Annotated in this window: 20 protein-coding genes, 2 tRNA genes and 1 rRNA gene; 15 read left to right on the top strand and 8 right to left on the bottom strand. The window is 40.8% G+C overall.

What is annotated here, in order from left to right:
• The first annotated feature begins 3 nt into the window (after window positions 1-3).
• From rrf to tsaD, 7 genes are all read left to right on the top strand, one after another.
• Window positions 4-119: ribosomal RNA gene (rrf, locus tag ACI3K6_RS21805) — 5S ribosomal RNA — on the top strand.
• Window positions 120-174: 55 nt separating this feature from the next.
• Window positions 175-248, top strand: a tRNA-Met gene (locus ACI3K6_RS21800).
• A gap of 3 nt (window positions 249-251) precedes the next feature.
• Window positions 252-328: transfer RNA gene (locus ACI3K6_RS21795), tRNA-Asp, on the top strand.
• A 175-nt stretch (window positions 329-503) separates the two neighbouring features.
• Window positions 504-959, top strand: coding sequence for a tRNA (adenosine(37)-N6)-threonylcarbamoyltransferase complex ATPase subunit type 1 TsaE (gene tsaE, locus ACI3K6_RS21790; protein WP_335479228.1), 456 nt, complete (start codon window positions 504-506; stop codon window positions 957-959).
• A complete protein-coding gene (gene tsaB / locus ACI3K6_RS21785) occupies window positions 956-1,651 on the top strand; it encodes a tRNA (adenosine(37)-N6)-threonylcarbamoyltransferase complex dimerization subunit type 1 TsaB (protein ID WP_435556495.1) in 696 nt (231 codons plus the stop codon). Before tsaE ends, tsaB begins: the two co-directional genes overlap by 4 nt.
• Window positions 1,652-1,669: 18 nt before the next feature.
• Entirely contained in the window at window positions 1,670-2,119 is a 450-nt protein-coding gene (rimI, locus tag ACI3K6_RS21780; RefSeq protein WP_435556494.1) for a ribosomal protein S18-alanine N-acetyltransferase, read from the top strand.
• The gene (gene tsaD / locus ACI3K6_RS21775; protein ID WP_435556493.1) at window positions 2,116-3,141 is read left to right on the top strand and encodes a tRNA (adenosine(37)-N6)-threonylcarbamoyltransferase complex transferase subunit TsaD; all 1,026 of its coding nucleotides are present in this window, start codon (window positions 2,116-2,118) and stop codon (window positions 3,139-3,141) included. Before rimI ends, tsaD begins: the two co-directional genes overlap by 4 nt.
• Window positions 3,142-3,185: 44 nt before the next feature.
• Here tsaD and ACI3K6_RS21770 read toward each other — a convergent pair whose 3' ends face one another.
• The 6 genes from ACI3K6_RS21770 to ACI3K6_RS21745 all read right to left on the bottom strand — a co-directional run bounded on the left by ACI3K6_RS21770 (window position 3,186) and on the right by ACI3K6_RS21745 (window position 10,561).
• Entirely contained in the window at window positions 3,186-4,331 is a 1,146-nt protein-coding gene (locus tag ACI3K6_RS21770; protein ID WP_435556492.1) for an ABC transporter permease, read from the bottom strand.
• The gene (locus ACI3K6_RS21765; protein ID WP_435556491.1) at window positions 4,331-5,443 is read right to left on the bottom strand and encodes an ABC transporter permease; all 1,113 of its coding nucleotides are present in this window, start codon (window positions 5,441-5,443) and stop codon (window positions 4,331-4,333) included. Before ACI3K6_RS21765 ends, ACI3K6_RS21770 begins: the two co-directional genes overlap by 1 nt.
• An 18-nt stretch (window positions 5,444-5,461) precedes the next feature.
• A complete protein-coding gene (locus ACI3K6_RS21760; RefSeq protein ID WP_435556490.1) occupies window positions 5,462-6,400 on the bottom strand; it encodes an ABC transporter ATP-binding protein in 939 nt (312 codons plus the stop codon).
• Window positions 6,401-6,515: 115 nt separating this feature from the next.
• Entirely contained in the window at window positions 6,516-7,622 is a 1,107-nt protein-coding gene (locus tag ACI3K6_RS21755; protein WP_435556489.1) for a sensor histidine kinase, read from the bottom strand.
• Between the two features lies 1 nt (window position 7,623).
• The gene (locus ACI3K6_RS21750) at window positions 7,624-8,274 is read right to left on the bottom strand and encodes a response regulator transcription factor (protein ID WP_435556488.1); all 651 of its coding nucleotides are present in this window, start codon (window positions 8,272-8,274) and stop codon (window positions 7,624-7,626) included.
• Between the two features lie 367 nt (window positions 8,275-8,641).
• Complete coding sequence (locus tag ACI3K6_RS21745; RefSeq protein WP_435556487.1) at window positions 8,642-10,561, bottom strand: ABC-F family ATP-binding cassette domain-containing protein; 1,920 nt, start codon at window positions 10,559-10,561, stop codon at window positions 8,642-8,644.
• Between the two features lie 161 nt (window positions 10,562-10,722).
• On the opposite strand from ACI3K6_RS21745, the gene moaC reads away from it, so the two are divergent.
• The 6 genes from moaC (at window position 10,723) to ACI3K6_RS21715 (ending at window position 15,853) form a co-directional block, all read left to right on the top strand.
• Window positions 10,723-11,214, top strand: coding sequence for a cyclic pyranopterin monophosphate synthase MoaC (moaC, locus tag ACI3K6_RS21740; RefSeq protein WP_435556486.1), 492 nt, complete (start codon window positions 10,723-10,725; stop codon window positions 11,212-11,214).
• 30 nt (window positions 11,215-11,244) lie between these two features.
• A complete protein-coding gene (locus ACI3K6_RS21735) occupies window positions 11,245-11,907 on the top strand; it encodes a redox-sensing transcriptional repressor Rex (RefSeq protein ID WP_335479207.1) in 663 nt (220 codons plus the stop codon).
• A 330-nt stretch (window positions 11,908-12,237) separates the two neighbouring features.
• The gene (locus ACI3K6_RS21730; protein WP_435556485.1) at window positions 12,238-12,861 is read left to right on the top strand and encodes a YhbD family protein; all 624 of its coding nucleotides are present in this window, start codon (window positions 12,238-12,240) and stop codon (window positions 12,859-12,861) included.
• Window positions 12,862-12,874: 13 nt separating this feature from the next.
• The gene (locus ACI3K6_RS21725; RefSeq protein ID WP_435556484.1) at window positions 12,875-13,594 is read left to right on the top strand and encodes a polymer-forming cytoskeletal protein; all 720 of its coding nucleotides are present in this window, start codon (window positions 12,875-12,877) and stop codon (window positions 13,592-13,594) included.
• 15 nt (window positions 13,595-13,609) lie between these two features.
• Window positions 13,610-14,320 carry a cytoplasmic protein gene (locus tag ACI3K6_RS21720; protein ID WP_435556483.1) on the top strand — a complete coding sequence of 237 codons (711 nt, stop codon included), beginning with the start codon at window positions 13,610-13,612 and terminating at the stop codon, window positions 14,318-14,320.
• A gap of 12 nt (window positions 14,321-14,332) precedes the next feature.
• Window positions 14,333-15,853, top strand: a complete 1,521-nt coding sequence (locus ACI3K6_RS21715; RefSeq protein WP_435556482.1) for an MDR family MFS transporter — start codon at window positions 14,333-14,335, stop codon at window positions 15,851-15,853.
• A 35-nt stretch (window positions 15,854-15,888) separates the two neighbouring features.
• Here ACI3K6_RS21715 and ACI3K6_RS21710 read toward each other — a convergent pair whose 3' ends face one another.
• Both ACI3K6_RS21710 and ACI3K6_RS21705 read right to left on the bottom strand, forming a co-directional pair.
• Window positions 15,889-16,089, bottom strand: coding sequence for a YdiK family protein (locus ACI3K6_RS21710; RefSeq protein ID WP_435556481.1), 201 nt, complete (start codon window positions 16,087-16,089; stop codon window positions 15,889-15,891).
• Window positions 16,086-16,808, bottom strand: coding sequence for a CPBP family intramembrane glutamic endopeptidase (locus tag ACI3K6_RS21705; RefSeq protein WP_335479220.1), 723 nt, complete (start codon window positions 16,806-16,808; stop codon window positions 16,086-16,088). Before ACI3K6_RS21705 ends, ACI3K6_RS21710 begins: the two co-directional genes overlap by 4 nt.
• A 300-nt stretch (window positions 16,809-17,108) precedes the next feature.
• On the opposite strand from ACI3K6_RS21705, the gene groES reads away from it, so the two are divergent.
• Together groES and groL are read left to right on the top strand one after the other, a co-directional pair.
• Window positions 17,109-17,396 (top strand): co-chaperone GroES, encoded by a 288-nt coding sequence (gene groES, locus ACI3K6_RS21700; protein WP_335479222.1) that lies wholly within the window; start codon window positions 17,109-17,111, stop codon window positions 17,394-17,396.
• 58 nt (window positions 17,397-17,454) lie between these two features.
• Window positions 17,455-19,092 carry a chaperonin GroEL gene (gene groL, locus ACI3K6_RS21695; RefSeq protein ID WP_435556480.1) on the top strand — a complete coding sequence of 546 codons (1,638 nt, stop codon included), beginning with the start codon at window positions 17,455-17,457 and terminating at the stop codon, window positions 19,090-19,092.
• Window positions 19,093-19,764: the final 672 nt, after the last annotated feature.

Genomic DNA, 19,764 nt, shown 5'->3' with positions numbered 1-19,764 from the left:
TAGTCCGGCAATAATGGCGAGAAGGTCACACCCGTTCCCATACCGAACACGGAAGTTAAGCTTCTCAGCGCCGATGGTAGTTGGGGCCTTGCCCCTGTGAGAGTAGGACGTTGCCGGGCTGTTTTTCTTGATTGCTTACTATGAGCATGATGAAAACTTTATAATTTTTATTATCGCGGGGTGGAGCAGTCCGGTAGCTCGTCGGGCTCATAACCCGAAGGTCGCAGGTTCAAATCCTGCCCCCGCAATATGGTCTGGTAGTTCAGTTGGTTAGAATGCCTGCCTGTCACGCAGGAGGTCGCGGGTTCGAGTCCCGTCCAGACCGCCATTTACATTGATTATTTGAAAAGTACGAAACAGGGTTTCGGCTTTTTTTATTTTCATCAATCCATTTACTTTATGAAAAAACACCCTTAGGACGGATCCTAAGGTTTTTTTTACGTGTAAATAAGGTAAAATGTAGATATAGATTGCAATGGAAAAAAAGAGATATAGGTGATTGAATGGAAGAGTATGTGTTCAAATCGGAAAATGATCGGGAAACTACTGATATCGCAGCTAAATTGGCTTCATTATTACTGCCGGGAGATGTGATTGCTTTAGAAGGAGATTTAGGGGCTGGAAAAACCACTTTTACAAAAGGACTGGCCAAAGGATTGCAGATTTCAAGGACGGTGAATAGCCCTACCTTTACAATTATTAAAGAATATCAAGGCCGGTTGCCGTTATATCATATGGATGTGTACCGCGTGGCAGATTCATTAGAGGATCTCGGCTTTGATGAGTATTTTGAAGGTGATGGGGTATCTGTTGTGGAATGGGCTCATTTAATTGAAGAACAGCTGCCTTCTGAATTATTGACGATTTATTTGTACCATGAAGGAGAAGAAAAGCGTAAAATGGTGTTTGTACCTAAGGGTAAACGATATGAGCAATTATGCAGGGAGATTTTTTCATGACAGTATTAGCGATAGATACTTCTAATTATGCATTGGGAGTAGCCCTTTTAGAAGAGAATCAAGTACTAGGTGAATACATAACAAATTTAAAGAAGAACCACTCGGTCCGGATTATGCCGGCGATTGAGCAACTTATGAAGGATTGTGAAAGAGTGCCTGCGGATTTATCAAAGATCGTGGTTGCTAAGGGACCGGGATCTTACACGGGTGTGAGAATTGGGGTCACGATTGCCAAGACATTGGCTTGGACGTTGCAAATTCCACTTGTTGGGATCTCGAGCCTGGAAGTATTGGCAGCTGCAGGGCGCTATTTTAATGGTTATATTTCTCCACTATTTGATGCCAGACGAGGACAAATTTATACAGGGCTATACCAATTCACTAATGGGCAAATTGTGGCAATTGAGCAGGATCAAATTTTATTAGCTGTGGACTGGGCTGCAAAATTAGCGAAGCTGGATCAGCCTGTCTTGTTTGTCGGAAATGATCTGCCGATACACCAAGCTGTTTTGGAAGAGGGATTATCCTCGCAAGCTGTATTTGCCTGTGTCACGGAGCACAATCCTAGACCTTCTGAACTTGCTTTGCTTGGGAAGGACAAGCCCGGTGAAGATATTCACAGCTTTGTACCGAATTATGTAAGGCTGGCTGAAGCTGAGGCTAAATGGCTCGAAGCTAATGGAAAACTTTAAGGATAAGGAAAGAGACATATGGATGATTCATATACTTTTCGGTTTATGAGGGAAGAGGACCTGGATGAAATAATGGAAGTGGAGCATGCCTCGTTTACGACACCATGGAGCAGAGAAGCTTTCTTAAATGAATTATATAACAATAAATTTGCGGTTTATCTTGTGCTTGAGAAAGATAATCGGGTCATTGGTTATTGTGGGGCCTGGGTTGTCATTGACGAGGCCCATGTGACCAATGTGGCAATTTTACCTGATTATCGGGGAAGAAAGTTAGGAGATGCCATGATGCGCAAGCTAATCTCAGTAGCACGTGACATGGGTGCGCGTAGTATGACCCTCGAAGTGAGAGTAACCAACTATGTCGCACAATCTCTCTATCGAAAAATGGGCTTTCAAAATGGAGGCATTCGGAAGAATTATTATTCGGATAATTTAGAGGATGCTTGGGTAATGTGGGTGAATTTATGACAAAAGATCAATTAATTATGGGGATTGAAACAAGTTGTGATGAAACAGCTGTATCAATTATAAAAAATGGCAGGGAAATTGTGGCGAATGTGGTGGCATCGCAAATTGAAAGCCATAAACGCTTTGGCGGAGTGGTACCGGAAATCGCTTCACGGCACCACGTGGAACAAATCACGATTGTGATGCAAGAAGCGTTAAAAGAAGCAGGTATTTCCATGGATGCCATTGATGCCATAGCTGTTACAGAAGGTCCTGGATTAGTGGGAGCCCTTTTAATCGGTGTAAATGCGGCAAAAGCATTAGCCTTTGCTCATCAAAAGCCGCTCGTTCCTGTTCACCATATTGCGGGACATATTTATGCCAACAGACTAGTAAAGGAACTGCAATTTCCACTGTTGGCTCTAGTGGTTTCCGGGGGGCATACTGAGCTGGTTTATATGAAGGAGCATGGTCATTTCCAAGTTATTGGGGAGACACGGGATGATGCGGCCGGTGAAGCTTATGATAAAGTAGCGAGAACCTTGAATCTACCATATCCTGGCGGTCCTCATATTGACCGTCTGGCCCACGAAGGCAGCCCAGTCATTGATTTGCCGAGGGCCTGGTTGGAGGAAGGTTCATATGACTTTAGCTTTAGCGGGTTAAAGTCAGCGGTGATCAACACGGTCCATAATGCTGAACAGCGTGGTGTGGTCATTGCTCCTGCTGATTTGGCCGCAAGCTTTCAGGAGAGTGTGATTGAGGTGCTCGTGAAAAAGACCAAATTAGCTGTGGCTGAATATGGTGTAAAGCAATTATTGGTAGCTGGGGGAGTGGCCGCAAATAAAGGGCTAAGAACGAATCTGGAAAAGGTTTTTGCTGATTCAGAGGTAGATCTTATCATTCCACCTTTATCATTATGCACTGATAATGCAGCCATGATTGCCGCTGCCGGCAGTGTGATGTTTGATAAAGGGGTACGAGCCGAGTTATCTCTCAATGCCAATCCAGGGTTGGATATTGAAATTTTTAATGAAATATAAAACAAAGCCTGTTCCACACTTAAAGATGGAACAGGCTTTTATTTTTATACAAATTTTTGGACTGAGTTGTTCTTGCTGAATCGATAAACAGCAATTAAGAAAAAGGCAAGAGCAAATGTGACCAGAATCAAGAAATTTAAATACAAGCTGCTAAGTGAGCTACCTTCCTGGAGTTTTGTCAGTGTATCTAAAGTCCAACGCTGCGGCAGGAACTCGGCAATTTTTTGAAGGGTTTTTGGCATGACTTCAACAGGCCAAAAGCATCCAGATAGCATGACAGTTGGTGTAATAATTAAATTTTGTAAAGCACCTGCTGCACTTCGGCTGTTTGAAAAAGAAGTAATGACCAGTGATAAGCCGACAGAAATAAGTGCAAAGAACAACATGACGCCGATGGCTTGCCAAAATGGAATATTGATGCCAATGTGAAAGAATCCTTTCATAATCGATACGGTGAGAATCGCTTGAATGCTCATCACGATCATATTAACAAACACATTTGAAAGGATATAGGTTCGGGCATTAATCGGCGTTGATAGTAAGCGAAAATAGGTGCGATTTTCTTTTTCTGAAAGGATGATCTCAGACATGTTGCAGGCAGACATCATCATAATCATGATCAAGAAGCCAATTGTTTGAATGGTCATATCTTTATTTTTAGACGTATCTGTTATCGAATGAGTCGACAATTGATAGCTGGTATGTTGAAATTCCTGGTACATTTGCTTAAAGGTTTGTTGGTTTCCAGCGGCAGCTGTGCTGATGGCAGAAACGTTCTGGATATACTGATTTAAATAGGCCTTAACAAAACCAGTTATTTCAGCCCCTTTAATGGAGGTTAGCTGAATATGGTTGGGAGATCCGTTCAATACACTATCTGTAAAGCCTTTTTGAAAGGTGATAACACTGTCAAGTTTACCGGAAGTCAGTTGATCTTGTATTTGCGAATCCTCGAGTAGCTTGACTTCCACATTTTCTAATCCGCTTAAAAAATGGATGGTATCACTGGTGATTTCACTGTTGTCTTGGTTGACGATTCCGAGGTGAATGGTATACTTTTGGTCACCACCGTAGGCTAGTAGTGCAATCAGAATACCGATTAACGGCATGAATAGATACATGAAAATATTCTTTTTTTGCCTAAAGGTTACATATAGGGTGTTTTTCATTAACCAAAGAATTTCCCTCATTATAACCCCTCCCGTCTGCGTAAAGAGATAATGGCTATTATTAAGAAAAGAGTAGCCATTCCAAGATTCAAGGTAATTGCCGGTATGGCAGCTGAAAAGTCATTAGAGTAAATGATTTTGGTAATACCGGTATTGATCCATGTTAGTGGTGAAAGCTCAGTGATAAATTTAAAGATACCGTCAGGATTTTCTATTTTAAAATAGGCACCGCCAAAGAAGGAGGCTAGTTGGACCGTAAGCATAAGGATTACTCTTGGTGCACTGCTTGATTTGGTTAAAAAACTAATGCCAATACCTAAGCTTACGGCAAAAATGACTTCGGTAAGAAGGACGAGAAGAACCATCCCCAGGTGATCACCCCAGTTAGCTTTGAAAAATAATTTACTGCTGAACAGAACTAATATCACGCTGACCATATTACTTAACAAGCTTCCGACTACTTTTCCAATAAAGATTTCGCTTTTTGTGACTGGGGCAGCGATTAGACGATCTGCAGTTTTGTTTATCCGCTCTTTAACAATTAAAGAACTTGCTGACAAGGCACCATATAGAACAATCATTGTCGTCATGACAATCGCATAGTAATCCATCGAACCAGGCTGTTTATGTGGGGCGAGTGATGTTTCTTTTATAAAAGATGCTTGAGTGTTATGTGAGAAAGCACTTGCCAGTTGATTTGGAGCATTCTTCATGATGACAGAAGCAATATTGTATTGATCGACATAGGAAGAGAGCATCCCCTGAAGGATATTTCCTTCAATGCTATCCCGACTATTTAGATACAATTGAACTCCGTTGTCAGTCACTTCAATATAGCCAGTGTACTTGCCCTGTTTTACTTGCTTTTTTCCATCGCTCTTATCCTTCATTTGTTTGAAATGAATCCCGGAATGCTTTGCGGCTTCCATAAACTTATCAAACTGGCTATTTGAAGCAGTGTCCTGATATAAAACATGAATATTGTCTACAGGAATGCTGGTTTTAAATGTATTGGATAAGGCTGTGCCGAGGACTAACATTAACACAATCGGGAAGGCCAGCATAAAAACCAATGTTCGGATATCGCGGAATTCGCTTTTGATTTCCTTTAAAGCAATGTTGATGATGTTCAAAGTTTTCCCTCCTCCTATCTATTGGTCTCGTAAATTTCTTCCGGTTAACGTTAAAAATACGGTTTCTAAATTGGGTTCTTTTTCATGCAAGGAGCGGATTTCGATTTCCAGTGCCATAAAGTGTGCAATAATCTTGTTTAAGTTATTCACTCCGGTACCGGAAGTAATTTTAATGAGATTGTCTTCGACCAGGACGCCTTCCACTCCGTTAATACTTTTTAAAGTCTGGGCATTTATGTTTTCAGTGGACTTCACTTCAATCCAAATGTCCTTTGTATCAGTAATAATGGATTTAAGCTGTTCCTTCGTTCCTTCGGCAATAATTTTTCCATGATCAATAATCGCAATACGGGAGCAGATTTCCTCTACTTCCTCCATATAGTGGCTGGTATAAATGATGGTACAGCCCATTTCGTTCAGCTTGCGAACAGATTGTAAAATATAGTTGCGGGACTGTGGATCAATACCCACTGTTGGTTCATCCATAATAATAAGTGAAGGGCGGTGGGCAATCGCACAGGCGATATTTAGGCGTCGCTTCATTCCTCCTGAAAAGCCTTTTGGATAGCTTTTTTGCTTATCTTGAAGCCCAACGAATTCCAAAGCAGCCTCTACCTTTTCATGTAGTTCGTCACCGCGAAGGCCATAGAGTCCGGCAAAAAACTTCACATTTTCATAGGCGGTAAGATCTTCATAAATGGCCAAATCCTGCGGAACAATGCCAATATTCATTTTGGCAAACCGACTGTGTTTCACAATGTTTTTTCCAAGTATGCTGATCATTCCATCGCTGCTGCGGAGGAGGCCGGCAATCATATTAATGGTAGTGCTTTTTCCGGCGCCATTGGAACCAAGAAAGCCGAAAATTTCTCCTTCTGCAACAGATAATGACATATTATCAACAGCGATATAATCACCAAATTTTTTTGTTAAGTTTTTAATTTCTAATACGTTCATCTCTTCACCCCTAAATACTTTCTATGGTCTTAGTATAAAAAAAAGAATGAACGCGCATAAGTGCAATCGTTCATTCTTTTCACATGAAGAAATTCATGTTTTATGGATGGGATATTCATGATGAGATGGGAATCAGGGTAGTGACGGAAAAACCATTGGAGCTGTCCACAATGACTTTTCCGTTGACTGCTGCCGTTCGTTCCTCCATCCCGATCATTCCCAGACCTTTTTTAACCTTTTCCGCTCCTGAGCCATTATCCCGGACTTCTACTCTAATGATTTTGTTTAATATTTTCATATCAACAGAAATAAGGGTAGCATTTGAATACTTAGCAGCGTTGGTTAAAGCCTCTGTGGCATTTTCCTGGATTATTTTCCACTGGATTGGTGAAATAATATCTAAGTTACCATCATAGGTAAGGGCAGTTTTAATCAGATGCTTTGCCGAAAACTCATCCATCAATAACTTAATTCGATGAATGCCGACCTGTTCGGTGGGAGGTTTTAGATTTTTTAGGGTTAAACGGATGCTTTCGATGCCATCTTTAGAAATATTAATAGCATTTTGCAGCAATTCCATTGCTTTCGGTTGATTTGTATCCATTAACCGTTTGGCAGCTTCCATCTGAAATAAGGCACCGGTCATAGTGTGGCCGATATTATCATGAATTTCTTGAGAGATCCGGTTCCGTTCCTCTAACTTAAAGGTATATTCTGATTGTTTTATAAACTCATTATGATCGTTTAAATCCTTTGTTAACTTTTGCAGTGATTTTCGCAGTTGGTCGATTTGCTGTTCATCCTTTGTAATCCGTTCCCCATAAGTGGCTATCATTGAAAGTACCATAAAACTTAATATCGCAACCATGCCATAAAGGGGCTGCAACTCTTTTCCTAAATAGATGATTGGAAAAAAGGAGACAGCAAAAATCAAAAAACGTTTATTAGTAAAATGAGCAGAGATTTCTAATAAGGTTAGTGGTAAAAGAATAATAAAGATCGGATAAATAGAAAGATAAGCCATGATAATGAGACTGCCTGACAAGACAAGAACGATTGTTTGAATCATTGTTTTTCTTATAATATGAAAGGTAATATTGATGCAAAAATAGAGCAACATGGCAAATACCATCCATGCTATATGGGCATGATGGGATTGTGCACCGAGGATGGAAATGTAAAGCATAAGGACAAGCTTAGTTAGAATGATCCAGAATTCCATGCTACTCCACTTTCCCCGTGATATAGTAAATGGCAATTTGGGTTCGATGTTCAAGGCCAGTTTTGCCTAATATAGAAGTAATGTAGTTCGCTACGGTACCTTCTGAAATAAACAGCTGTTTGGAGATTTCCCGATTGGAAAATCCTTTGGCTATGAGCGACATGATGTCCTGTTCACGTTCAGTAAATAGCTTTTTATCAATCTTCGTTTCTGTTTCTCTCGTCCCGACTAGGTTCGCCTTAATTTTTTCTAAAATAACGTCCTGAAGAATACTATTCCCGTTAAATACACTTTTGATGGCATCGCGAATCCGTTCCGGTTCGTTATTTTTCAATAAGTAACCCTTCGCTCCGTTTTTTACGGCATCCAGAATATATTCATCATCATCAAATGTAGTTAATATGATGGGCTTTGTAGCAGTGTTCTGCGTTATTAGTTTTGTCGCTTCTACGCCGTTCATGTTGGGCATACGCACATCCAATAAAGCAATATCAACGGAGTGTTTTTGACAGTAATCGAGGGCTTCCTGACCGTCACCGACTGTGTCTAATACTTCAAATTCGTCATATGTACTGAGAATAATCTTTAATCCTTCTCTGATAAAGGAATTATCATCTGCTATCAAGACCTTAATCTTTGGGACTTGTGTCATGTATTCCCCTCCAATTTCATCAATGTCTTAATTGAAATTATAACAGTAATAAATACTGAATTGTGAATAAATAGGGGAAATTTAATCAAACGATTGATTAATCATAGTTATTACTAATTAATCGATTGATTAAAATGGTTCCTTTGTGGATAAATATTGGGAGGAGATTATTGATAGTGTGGATAAGGTTGCTATTTCTGTTGATAATGTGGATAAAACGGACTAAAACTGTGGATAATGTGGAAAAGCTTAATGAATGTAGTAAAATAAACCTAAGGTAATGTGAATAAAATTGTGGAAAAAGTTCTTTGTTTAGTGGATAACCTTTTTTATGTAAAAAAACCGGGCTAATGGAGCCCGGTTTTATTCATTCAGCCAGTTTTGCCCATTCTTCTAGTAAAAGGTCAAGCTCGGCTTTAGCCTGTTCATTTTTTTGCGTAATTTCTAATACCTTTTCATGATCCTGAAAGACCTCAGGTTCACATAATAACTGCTCGTACTCTTGGATGGCTTCTTCAATTTCTTCAATACGAAGTTCGATTTCTTCCAACTTCCGTTTCCGCTGCCGTTCCAGCTTTTTTGACTCTTTATCTTGATGGTACGTATTCTTTTCCACCATCTCAGTCTTGGGTTGCTTTTTCTGTGATTCAGCAAGGGCTAATGCTGCCAGTTCCTCCTGCTCGAGTTTCTTTTCGACATAATAATCATAGTCTCCAAGATACTCAGTGCTGCTTGTTTTGCTGAGCTCTAACACCTTAGTGGCAATACGGTTAATAAAGTACCGGTCATGGGAGACGAACAGAATCGTTCCCGGATAGTCAACTAGTGCATTTTCGAGTACTTCTTTACTATCAAGGTCCAAGTGGTTGGTCGGCTCGTCCAGGATTAACAAGTTGGCCTTTTCAAGCATTAGCTTTGCCAGCGCAAGCCGGGCCTTTTCACCACCGCTTAAGGAGGAGACTGTTTTAAGGACATCATCTCCGGAGAACAGGAAGTTACCCAGTACTGTCCTAATTTCCTTTTCAGGTTTAAGAGGATAGTCATCCCAGAGTTCATTTAGGACACGCTTATTGGACTTTAAGTTGGCTTGTTCTTGGTCATAATATCCAATAGTAAGATTGGTACCGTAGTTAATCGTTCCTCCAAGCGATGGAAGTTTTTTAATAATCGTCTTTAACATGGTGGACTTGCCAATCCCGTTTGGGCCTACAAGTGCAATACTTTCTCCCCTAAAAACTCGAAAAGTGATATTCTCTGAAACTTTCTCACCCTCATAGCCAATTGCCAGGGAGTCCACCATCAGTACGTCGTTCCCGCTTTGCTTTTCAATTTCAAATGAAAAGGATGCAGATTTTTCATCCCCGAGCGGACGGTCCATCACTTCAATTTTTTCAAGTTTTTTGCGGCGGCTCTGTGCCCGTTTGGTTGTGGACGCCCTTGCCAGGTTCCGTTGAATGAAATCTTGCAGGGATGCAATTTCCTGCTGTTGTTTTTCATAAAGCTTCAGATCGCGTTCATAATTGGCAGCCTTTTGCTCCAGATAGTAACTATAATTGCCTGTAAACCGCTGAATTTGGTTTCGGGAAAGTTCATAGACCTGGGTAACGACTTTGTCCAAGAAATAGCGGTCATGGGAGACAATCAGAATGGCTCCGCTATAGCCTTGTAAGTATTGTTCCAGCCAAGACAATGTTTCAATATCAAGATGGTTGGTCGGCTCGTCCAGGATTAAAATGTCTGGTTTTGTTAATAAAAGTTTACCAAGGGCTAGGCGGGTTTTTTGACCGCCGCTCAGACTGGAAATTGAAACGGCAGAATCCTGAAAATTTAAACCGTTAAGGACAGACCGAATATCTGCTTCGTACTGATAGCCTCCTTGTTCCTTAAAGGTGACCTGGAGCTGATCATATTCCTTTAAAATCCGCTCATATTTGGTTGGGTTATTAAAGACTTCAGGATCAGCCATTTGCGCTTCAAGTCTTCGCAAAGCCTTTTCTTGCTGCTGAAGATGTTCAAAGACGGTTAACATTTCATCCCAAATGGACAGACTTGATTCCAACCCGGTATTTTGCGCTAAGTATCCGATCGAGACACCCTTTGGCTTGATAATTTCTCCACCGTCATGGGAAAGATGCCCTGCGATAATTTTTAGAAGGGTGGATTTTCCAGCACCATTACGACCTACAAGGGCAACACGGTCCCTCGTTTGTAATTCAAGCTTAATATTGGATAAAATAAGGTCAGCACCAAAGTATTTTTGTAATTGATTAACTTGTAATAAAATCATATTTTTTCACCTCTATTACCTAGGAATAGTGTACCGTATTCCTGAAATAACGGCAATAAAGCAGGATATTGTACGTTTTGGAAAAAAATATCACCATTCGCTCAAACTTTCACACACAGAGACGGTAAAATATAGTATCATTTTTTTTGGAGGACTATACTATGGCAGAGTTTACGCATTTTAATGAAGAAGGCAGAGCAAAGATGGTGGATGTAAGCGATAAGCCGGAAACGGCGAGAACAGCGCTTGCGCATTCTAGCATTACTGTGAGTAAAGAAATTTATGAAAAAATCACTAATGAGGAAATGAAAAAAGGCGATGTCTTAGCAGTTGCCCAAGTGGCAGCAGTGATGGCAGCGAAAAGGACATGGGAAATCATCCCGATGTGCCACCCGATTCCATTAACTGGTATAAATGTTACTTTCTCCTGGGAAAGCGATAACGATCAGTATACATTGCAAATTCAGGCAACAGTTAAGACTAAAGGGCAGACAGGTGTTGAAATGGAAGCGCTAACAGCGGCGTCTGTTTGTGCATTAACGGTATATGATATGTGTAAAGCAGTGGATAAGGGTATGGTAATCGGCCCTACCTACTTAATGGAGAAATCCGGCGGCAAAAATGGCGATTTTAGACGACTTGATCGAATATAAACAAAATGATTAGCGGGGTGAAGGAGTAATATGTCGAATGAAACAATGAAAATCCCACAAGCAACAGCAAAGCGATTACCCTTATATTATCGATTTTTACAAAACTTGCATTCTTCCGGAAAGCAACGAGTATCATCAGCCGAATTAAGCGAGGCAGTAAAAGTAGACTCCGCAACAATTCGCAGGGACTTTTCCTATTTTGGAGCCCTTGGTAAAAAGGGTTACGGCTATAATGTCAATTATCTATTGTCCTTTTTCCGAAAAACCTTGGATCAAGACGAATTAACGAAGGTTGCCTTAATTGGGGTAGGGAATTTGGGCACAGCCTTTTTACATTATAATTTTTTAAAAAATAACAATACGAAAATTCAGTGCGCGTTTGATGTTTCACCCGATAAAATTGGCACTTCCATCGGCGATGTTCCGGTTCTGTCCATGGATGATTTGGAAAAACATTTGGTCGAGGATGATATTTCGGTTGCGATTTTAACCGTACCTGCTCCTGTTGCTCAGATGATAACGGATCGCCTTGCGAATACAGGGGTCAGAGGTATTTTAAACTTCACCCCTGCCAGATTAAATGTTCCAGCCTCCATTCGGGTTCACCATATTGATTTAGCAGTTGAACTGCAATCATTGGTGTACTTTTTAAAGCATTATCCATCAATTGGAGAAGTAGAAGTTGAAGAATAATTTTGCCATGGGTCTTTCCATAATTGGGAGGGCCCATTTTTTTTCTAAAAAAAGGAGTAAGACAGAGACCCCTTATTAACCCGAAAAAGGGAGAGGTCCTCGAAGGGTGGGTTTTGGAAAAAGTGATGAGAGAATTCCGATAGAAATCGCAAGTACCTCCTAAAAAACATTTTGATGGGCGGTATTCCTGGATAGAGGCGGACCCATTTTAATGGTCCGGCCTTTTTTTTTTGGTAGGATACCAAAAAATTTACAAAATGATAAAACAACGCCTTTACAACGTAACAGTGTTATGTTACATTAATGTCATCGGAAAGGAGTTTTTAAAAAATGAGTGAGGAGTTAATTTCTAAAAAAGAGTTATTGGATTTAGCAGGAATATCATATGGGCAGTTATATCGCTGGAAGCGAAAAGACTTGATTCCCGAGGAATGGTTTATTCGCAAGTCCACTTTTACTGGTCAGGAGACTTTTTTTCCTAAAGAAAAGATCTTAAAACGCATCGAAAAAATCCAAACGATGAAGGAGAATTTATCGTTGGATGAATTGGCCAATATGTTTTCTCCAAGCGTAACAGACCTACAATTATCAGCTGAAGAACTAGTAAAACGAAACACTGTTTCGCAAACAGCGATAAATCTATATCTGGATATTGAAAAAAATGGTCCTGACTTTAATTTTTCGAGAATACTTGAAATATATGTATTAGATAAGCTATTGCAGTCCGGAGAGGTAAATCTCGAAGAGGGAAGAATGATCGTTCAGCTCCTAGTAGCTAATCGAACGACGATTAAGCAAAAAAGCGGTGAGTTAGTGATCACCCGAAAGCTAGGTGTTTCTTCGTGCCTATTAGCAATCAATGCGGAGAGTATTCATTTTGAAACGGGAACAAAGGTTGTGTCCCGCCTGCCATTGATGGGCTGCATGGAAGAACTAAAAGCCAAATTACTATAAAAGGGGAATGGAAATGGATACGCAAAAAAAGGGAGACCTTTATATAAATGGCATTGGATCATCCAATGGCGGACAATTTGACAAAGTGTTGATTAACGGCAGAGGAAGCGTCAATTCCGATATCGATTGCAATGAATTTGAATGCAATGGTTTAGGTACAGCAAAAGGGAATATTCGGGCGGAAAAGGTAATCGTGAGCGGAAAGAGCAAAATGGAGGGGGACGTGAACTCCAATGAAATCTTAGTTGAAGGGACCGCTAAAATCAACGGTAACGTAGAAGTGGAAAAGCTGCGAATCTCGGGCCAAACTTCTATAGGTGGCTGGCTTAAAGGCGAGGAAATTCAAATGAAAGGGACCCTTTCTGTTGGTGGCGATTGTGAAGCTGAAACATTTAAAGGAGAGGCTCAATTTACTATTGGCGGATTGTTAAATGCCGATGAAGTGGATATAAAAATCTTTTGGAATTGCCATGTAAAAGAAATAGGCGGGAGAACCATTAGGGTCGAGTATAAAGAGTCGCTGGTCGGAAATTTGCTGAAACCTTTTACACGCCACCAATTAGTGACGGACCTAATGGAAGGGGACAAAATTGAGGTGGAGTATACAAAGGCCAAGATCATTCGCGGGAATGACGTAAAAATTGGCCCGAATTGTCAAATCGGTTTAATCGAATATACAGGTGAACTTACCGTCGACAAGTCAGCTGAAGTCGGCGAAACAAGAAGGGTGTAATAGGAGGGGAAAAGGATGAGCAAGATAGAAAACTTAATCATCAATGGATCAGGAAGTTATAGCGGAGGCAGCTACGATAAAGTCAGTATCCGAGGTGAAGGTACCATTGTTCAGGATGTGGAATGTGCTGCTTTTCATGTATACGGTACGAGTAAGGCGGAAACAAACGTAAAGGCTGATAAGGTAAAAGTCCTGGGTGAGGCCAAAGTAAGAGGAGACTTAGAGGCAAAGGATACCACTGTGATGGGTACCTTGGAAATTGGCGGAAGAGCCCGTTTGGAGAAAATCAAAATCTTAGGTCAACTCGAAGCGGGAGAACGTTTAACGGGTGTAACAGCCACCATTAAAGGAGGACTTACTGTTAATGGCGATGTGGAGTATGAAACGTTTGATTCCAGCGGTGGATTTGAAATAAAGGGACTCCTCTCAGCTGATACCATCCAAATTGGCCTGCGGTACGGTGACAGTAAGGCCGCTGAAATTGGAGGAGAGCGAATTATGGTAAAACGAAAGAAAAATTCGTTACTTCCTTTTGGAAAAAGTCTAGGAACGTTAACGGCCCAAGTAATTGAAGGGGACGATATACATTTGGAAAATACAAAGGCTGATATCGTTCGCGGAAATAAGGTGTTGATTGGACCAGGATGCGAGATAGGGCTGGTCGAGTACACGGCGGATTTACAACTTGACCAGAGTTCAGTGGTCAAAACAAAGACAAAAAGGTAAAGGAGAAATAGGATGACAACAAAAGAAAGTAAATTAGGCTTGGTTGTGGCAGGGTTATTATTAAGTATTTTAATGGCCTCCATGGACAATACGATTGTCGTAACGGCTATGGGGACCATTGTCGGAGACCTCGGTGGTCTCGAGAGTTTTGTTTGGGTAGTTTCGGCTTATATGGTAGCGGAAATGGCGGGCATGCCGATTTTCGGAAAGTTATCGGATATGTACGGCAGAAAGCGGTTCTTTGTCTTCGGTCTGATTCTATTTATGACCGGATCGGCATTATGCGGAACGGCCGAGACAATTACCCAGTTGAGTATTTACCGAGCAATACAGGGAATAGGTGGAGGCGCGCTAGTTCCCATTGCATTTACGATTATGTTTGACCTGTTTCCACCTGAAAAGCGCGGAAAAATGGGCGGGATGTTCGGAGCTGTTTTTGGAATGTCGAGCATATTTGGACCACTGATTGGAGCATATATTACCGACCACATCAGCTGGCATTGGATTTTCTATATTAATTTACCTCTAGGGATACTCTCGCTTATTTTTATCCTCATCTCCTATAAGGAATCACCAAGCCACCAAAAACAATCCATTGACTGGTGGGGAGCCGCCACGTTGATTGGAGCGGTTGTTAGTCTAATGTTTGCACTGGAGCTAGGAGGTCAGAAATATCAATGGGACTCCACACTTATATTAAGTTTATTTGCAGGCTTTACCATTCTGTTTGTGATCTTTTTATTCATTGAAAAAAAAGTAAAGGACCCAATCATTTCATTTACCATGTTTAAAAATCGGCTGTTTGCCGGCAGCACCATTGTAGGGTTGTTTTATGGGGCAGCATTTATGTCAGCCACCGTGTATATCCCGATCTTTGTCCAGGGAGTTTATGGCGGAAGTGCAACGAACTCGGGTCTCGTCTTACTGCCAATGATGCTGGGATCCGTCGTAACAGCACAGGTAGGCGGCTTTTTAACAACTAAACTGAGCTACCGAAATATCATGTTTATGTCCAGTGTCATTTTTATTTGCGGATTACTGCTTCTTAGCACCATTACACCGGAAACGAGCAGGACATTGTTGACACTTTATATGATTGTCGTGGGATTAGGGGTTGGGTTTTCATTTTCAGTATTAAGTATGGCTGCTATCCATCCGTTTGGAGTTGAACAGCGCGGTTCTGCCACGTCTACCAGTAACTTCATCCGGTCACTGGGGATGACCATTGGAATCTCTATTTTTGGCACGATCCAGAGAAATGTTTTTAATGACAAATTAACGGATGCATTTACCGGAATGGGCCCGATGCCACCTGGAAAATCAACGGACGATGCCCGGGCGTTTTTATCAGAACAGGCCCGAAGCCAAATTCCTCCCCAAATTCTTGAAAAAATAACCGAAGCCTTATCCAGTTCAATCGTTCATACTTTTACTTGGGGACTGGTACCAGCAGGGCTCGCCTTCCTCTTTATCTTTATTCTCGGAAAAGAAAAAATGATTATCCATAGAAAGGCAAAATCACATCAAGCATAAAAAAGAACTCCCCTCAATGCACAAGGGGAGTTCTGTTATTTTTTTAATTGATTTTTCAACTTAAAATGAAAACTAATCATTTTAAAACCGGAACCAAAGTCAAAGGTGGCCAAAATCACTAGAAAATAGCTGAAAAAGCCCCAGCCATTTGCTTGCACATCATGGATGGCGAAATAGGTGAATAAGCTACCAATCAATAGGTATATAATCCCGGAAAACATAGGTGAACGTCTCATAAGAATCCTCCGATAAAATGTTGAACTGATTCCGCCTCACGCATCATTCTTTCGATATCATCACGGTAAACAGATTGAACTAGAACGACCAATGTATTCATAGATACGTGGGCAATAATGGGTACAATGATTCGTTTTGTTTTTACATAAAGAAAAGCAAAGGTAAAGCCCATCGCTGCGTAAATCAAGATATGCTCAAAATCCATATGGGCTAAGGCAAAGACAACGGAGCTTATTAAGGCTGAAATGAAAAAATTAAACCTGGTATAAAATGCTCCAAAGACAATTTTGCGAAAAACGATTTCCTCTAAAATTGGACCAATGATACTAGTGACGATGACCGCCAGTGGAAACGTATCAATGATATTAATAATTTGCCTCGTATTTTCTGAACCTGATTTAATACCAATCATTTGCTCAATGATAGCGGATATGTACTGGGAGAAATAGGCCATGAAAAACCCAAGAATCGACCATACAAAAAGCTGCCCAAAGGAACGATCCCTGTCATTTAAACGAAAAGCTTTTATTTCTTTTCGCAGCAGAAACAGGACAATGATTAAGCAAAGTGAAAAACTTGCGATGAGCCAGATCGGAACTGCCAAGCGCATGTCAAACCCGAAAGATCGAAATCCATATTGGAATGCAGGAACACCAATGCCACTGGACAGCTGCATAACTATGTAAGTGATAAGGATATACCAATATTCTTTCTTCAAGAAGATGAACCCCTTTTGAACCCTATTTTTTAATATTAAATGATTCATTATTCCTCATTCTACATGTAAATACAGCTCAGTTTCAATCTTGAACCCTTGTTTAGAAAAAAGAATGTATAGAATGATTTGGTTTTCACATACTTTATAAGGTGCAAAAAATGGTAAATTTTTTATAAAAATTTTATGCGTGATACTTGCAAAAGATATGTAGATTATTTATTATAATAATTGTGTTAGCACTCATGATAAGCGAGTGCTAATAATGACCGAAAACACATATATTTGAGGAGGTTGTTACAAGTGTTAAGACCATTAGGTGATCGCATTGTGATCGAACTAGTTGAAACAGAAGAAAAAACTGCAAGCGGTATCGTATTACCGGACTCAGCAAAGGAAAAGCCACAAGAAGCAAAAGTCGTTGCTGTTGGAACCGGTCGTGTACTTGAAAATGGCGAACGCGTAGCACTTGAAGTTTCTGTAGGTGATCGCATTATCTTCTCAAAATACGCTGGTACAGAGGTTAAATACCAAGGTACAGAGTACTTAATTTTACGTGAAAGCGACATCCTTGCTGTAGTAGGCGAATAAGGAAAAAACTTTAAACAAAAATATCATACGGTTTAATATATGAGGAGGTTTTTGAACAATGGCTAAAGAGATTATGTTTAGTGAAGATGCTCGCCGCGCAATGCTACGCGGTGTTGATACACTTGCAAATGCGGTAAAAGTTACTCTTGGACCTAAAGGACGCAACGTGGTTCTTGAGAAAAAATTTGGTTCACCACTTATCACTAATGACGGTGTAACCATCGCAAAAGAAATCGAATTAGAAGATGCATTCGAAAACATGGGTGCGAAGCTTGTTGCTGAAGTAGCCAGCAAAACAAACGATGTTGCTGGTGACGGTACAACAACTGCAACAGTTCTTGCTCAAGCGATGATTCGCGAAGGCTTAAAGAACGTGACTGCAGGCGCTAACCCAATGGGTATCCGTAAAGGTATCGAAAAAGCAGTTGCAGCTGCTGTAACAGAATTAAAATCTATTTCTAAGCCAATCGAAGGCAAAGACTCTATCGCTCAAGTTGCTGCCATCTCTTCTGATGACCAAGAAGTTGGCCGCTTAATCGCGGAGGCAATGGAAAAAGTAGGTAACGACGGTGTTATCACAATCGAAGAATCTAAAGGCTTCACAACTGAACTTGATGTTGTAGAAGGTATGCAATTTGATCGCGGATATGTGTCTGCTTACTTCGTAACAAATACGGAGAAAATGGAAGCAGTATTAGAAAATCCATATATCTTAATCACTGACAAGAAAATCTCCAGCATTCAAGAAATCCTTCCAGTTCTTGAGCAAGTTGTTCAACAAGGCAAGCCATTATTGATGATTGCTGAAGACATCGAAGGTGAAGCATTATCTACATTAGTAGTGAATAAGCTTCGCGGTACATTCAATGCTGTTGCTGTTAAAGCTCCTGGCTTCGGTGACCGTCGTAAAGCAATGCTTGAAGACATCGCTGTATTAACTGGCGGTGAAGTAATCACTGAAGAGCTTGGCCGTGACCTTAAATCTGCCACTCTTGCATCTTTAGGACGCGCAGCTAAAATCGTGGTTACAAAAGAAAATACAACAATCGTGGAAGGTGCCGGCGAAACTGATGCTATTCAAGGCCGTGTTAACCAAATCCGCGTTCAATTAGAAGAAACTACTTCTGAATTTGACCGTGAAAAATTACAAGAGCGCCTAGCTAAATTAGCTGGCGGTGTAGCAGTTATCAAAGTTGGTGCTGCCACTGAAACTGAATTAAAAGAGCGTAAACTTCGCATCGAAGACGCATTAAACGCTACTCGCGCTGCTGTTGAAGAAGGAATCGTATCCGGTGGTGGTGTTGCCCTTCTAAACGTATACAGCAAAGTAGAAGCTCTTGAAGCAGAAGGCGACGAAGCAACTGGTATCAAAATCGTATTACGTGCGATGGAAGAACCAATGCGCACAATCGCTCAAAACGCAGGTCTTGAAGGCTCTGTCATCGTTGAGCGCTTAAAGCGTGAAGAAGTAGGCGTAGGTTTCAATGCTGCTTCCGGCCAATGGGTAAACATGATTGAGTCTGGTATCGTTGACCCAACGAAAGTAACTCGTTCTGCTCTCCAAAACGCAGCATCTGTTGCAGCTATGTTCTTAACAACTGAAGCTGTAGTAGCTGACAAACCAGAACCTGCTGGTGCCGGAATGCCTGACATGGGCGGCATGGGCGGTATGGGTGGAATGGGCGGCATGATGTGATAGCTGCTCAACCCCTTGATATATAAGGATTTTTAAAGATTTTGCTGATAAAATGCTAACATTTTGCTAACATTTGAAGGATTAGTGAAGGCTTCTCATGAGTTGACCAAACTTGTGAGAAGCCTTTTTCTTCATTTCTTTTGTTACATGACGATAGATGATTCGTGTTGTATCGTCTTCAGTGTGCCCGAGCCTTTCCATAATATCTTCGAGCACAACCTCAGCTTCTGCCAGCAATGACGTGTGCGTGTGGGGTTAGGTTTCATTTAATCCACGCTAATTTCAGTAATCGCTCCATTCTGTTTTCATCCGTTTTGATCAAGATGGGGTAACCTGGATGTCTCTCTGTTTTGGCACACACAAAGTCTTGGTCTACATAAGCATCGCCTAATCGTTTTTTAGCCTTTTCCGGAGAAGCTTTCAGTTCTTTAAGCGCATGAATGACATCTTCTTCAACGACAATTGTTGAAAATAGGATTACTTAAAATTTTAGTACTGTACCGTAAGATTGATATTTAATTTTTTCATTATTATTTTTTATTTTGTTTTCGATTCTTACAGGATATTTTTTTTTAGGGCTGTTAAAGAACCGACTAAAGAATTTGAAATTTAGCATTTGTTTTTTTAGGCGCCTTATTTAAGGGCGCGAACGTCCTACCCCGGCTACTTCAA

This window comes from Neobacillus solisequens, from assembly GCF_051233465.1.
GTDB lineage: Bacteria > Bacillota > Bacilli > Bacillales > Cytobacillaceae > Neobacillus.
The sequence above is the reverse complement of the archived record's forward strand: the minus strand, read 5'-3'. Positions and strand labels throughout refer to the sequence as shown.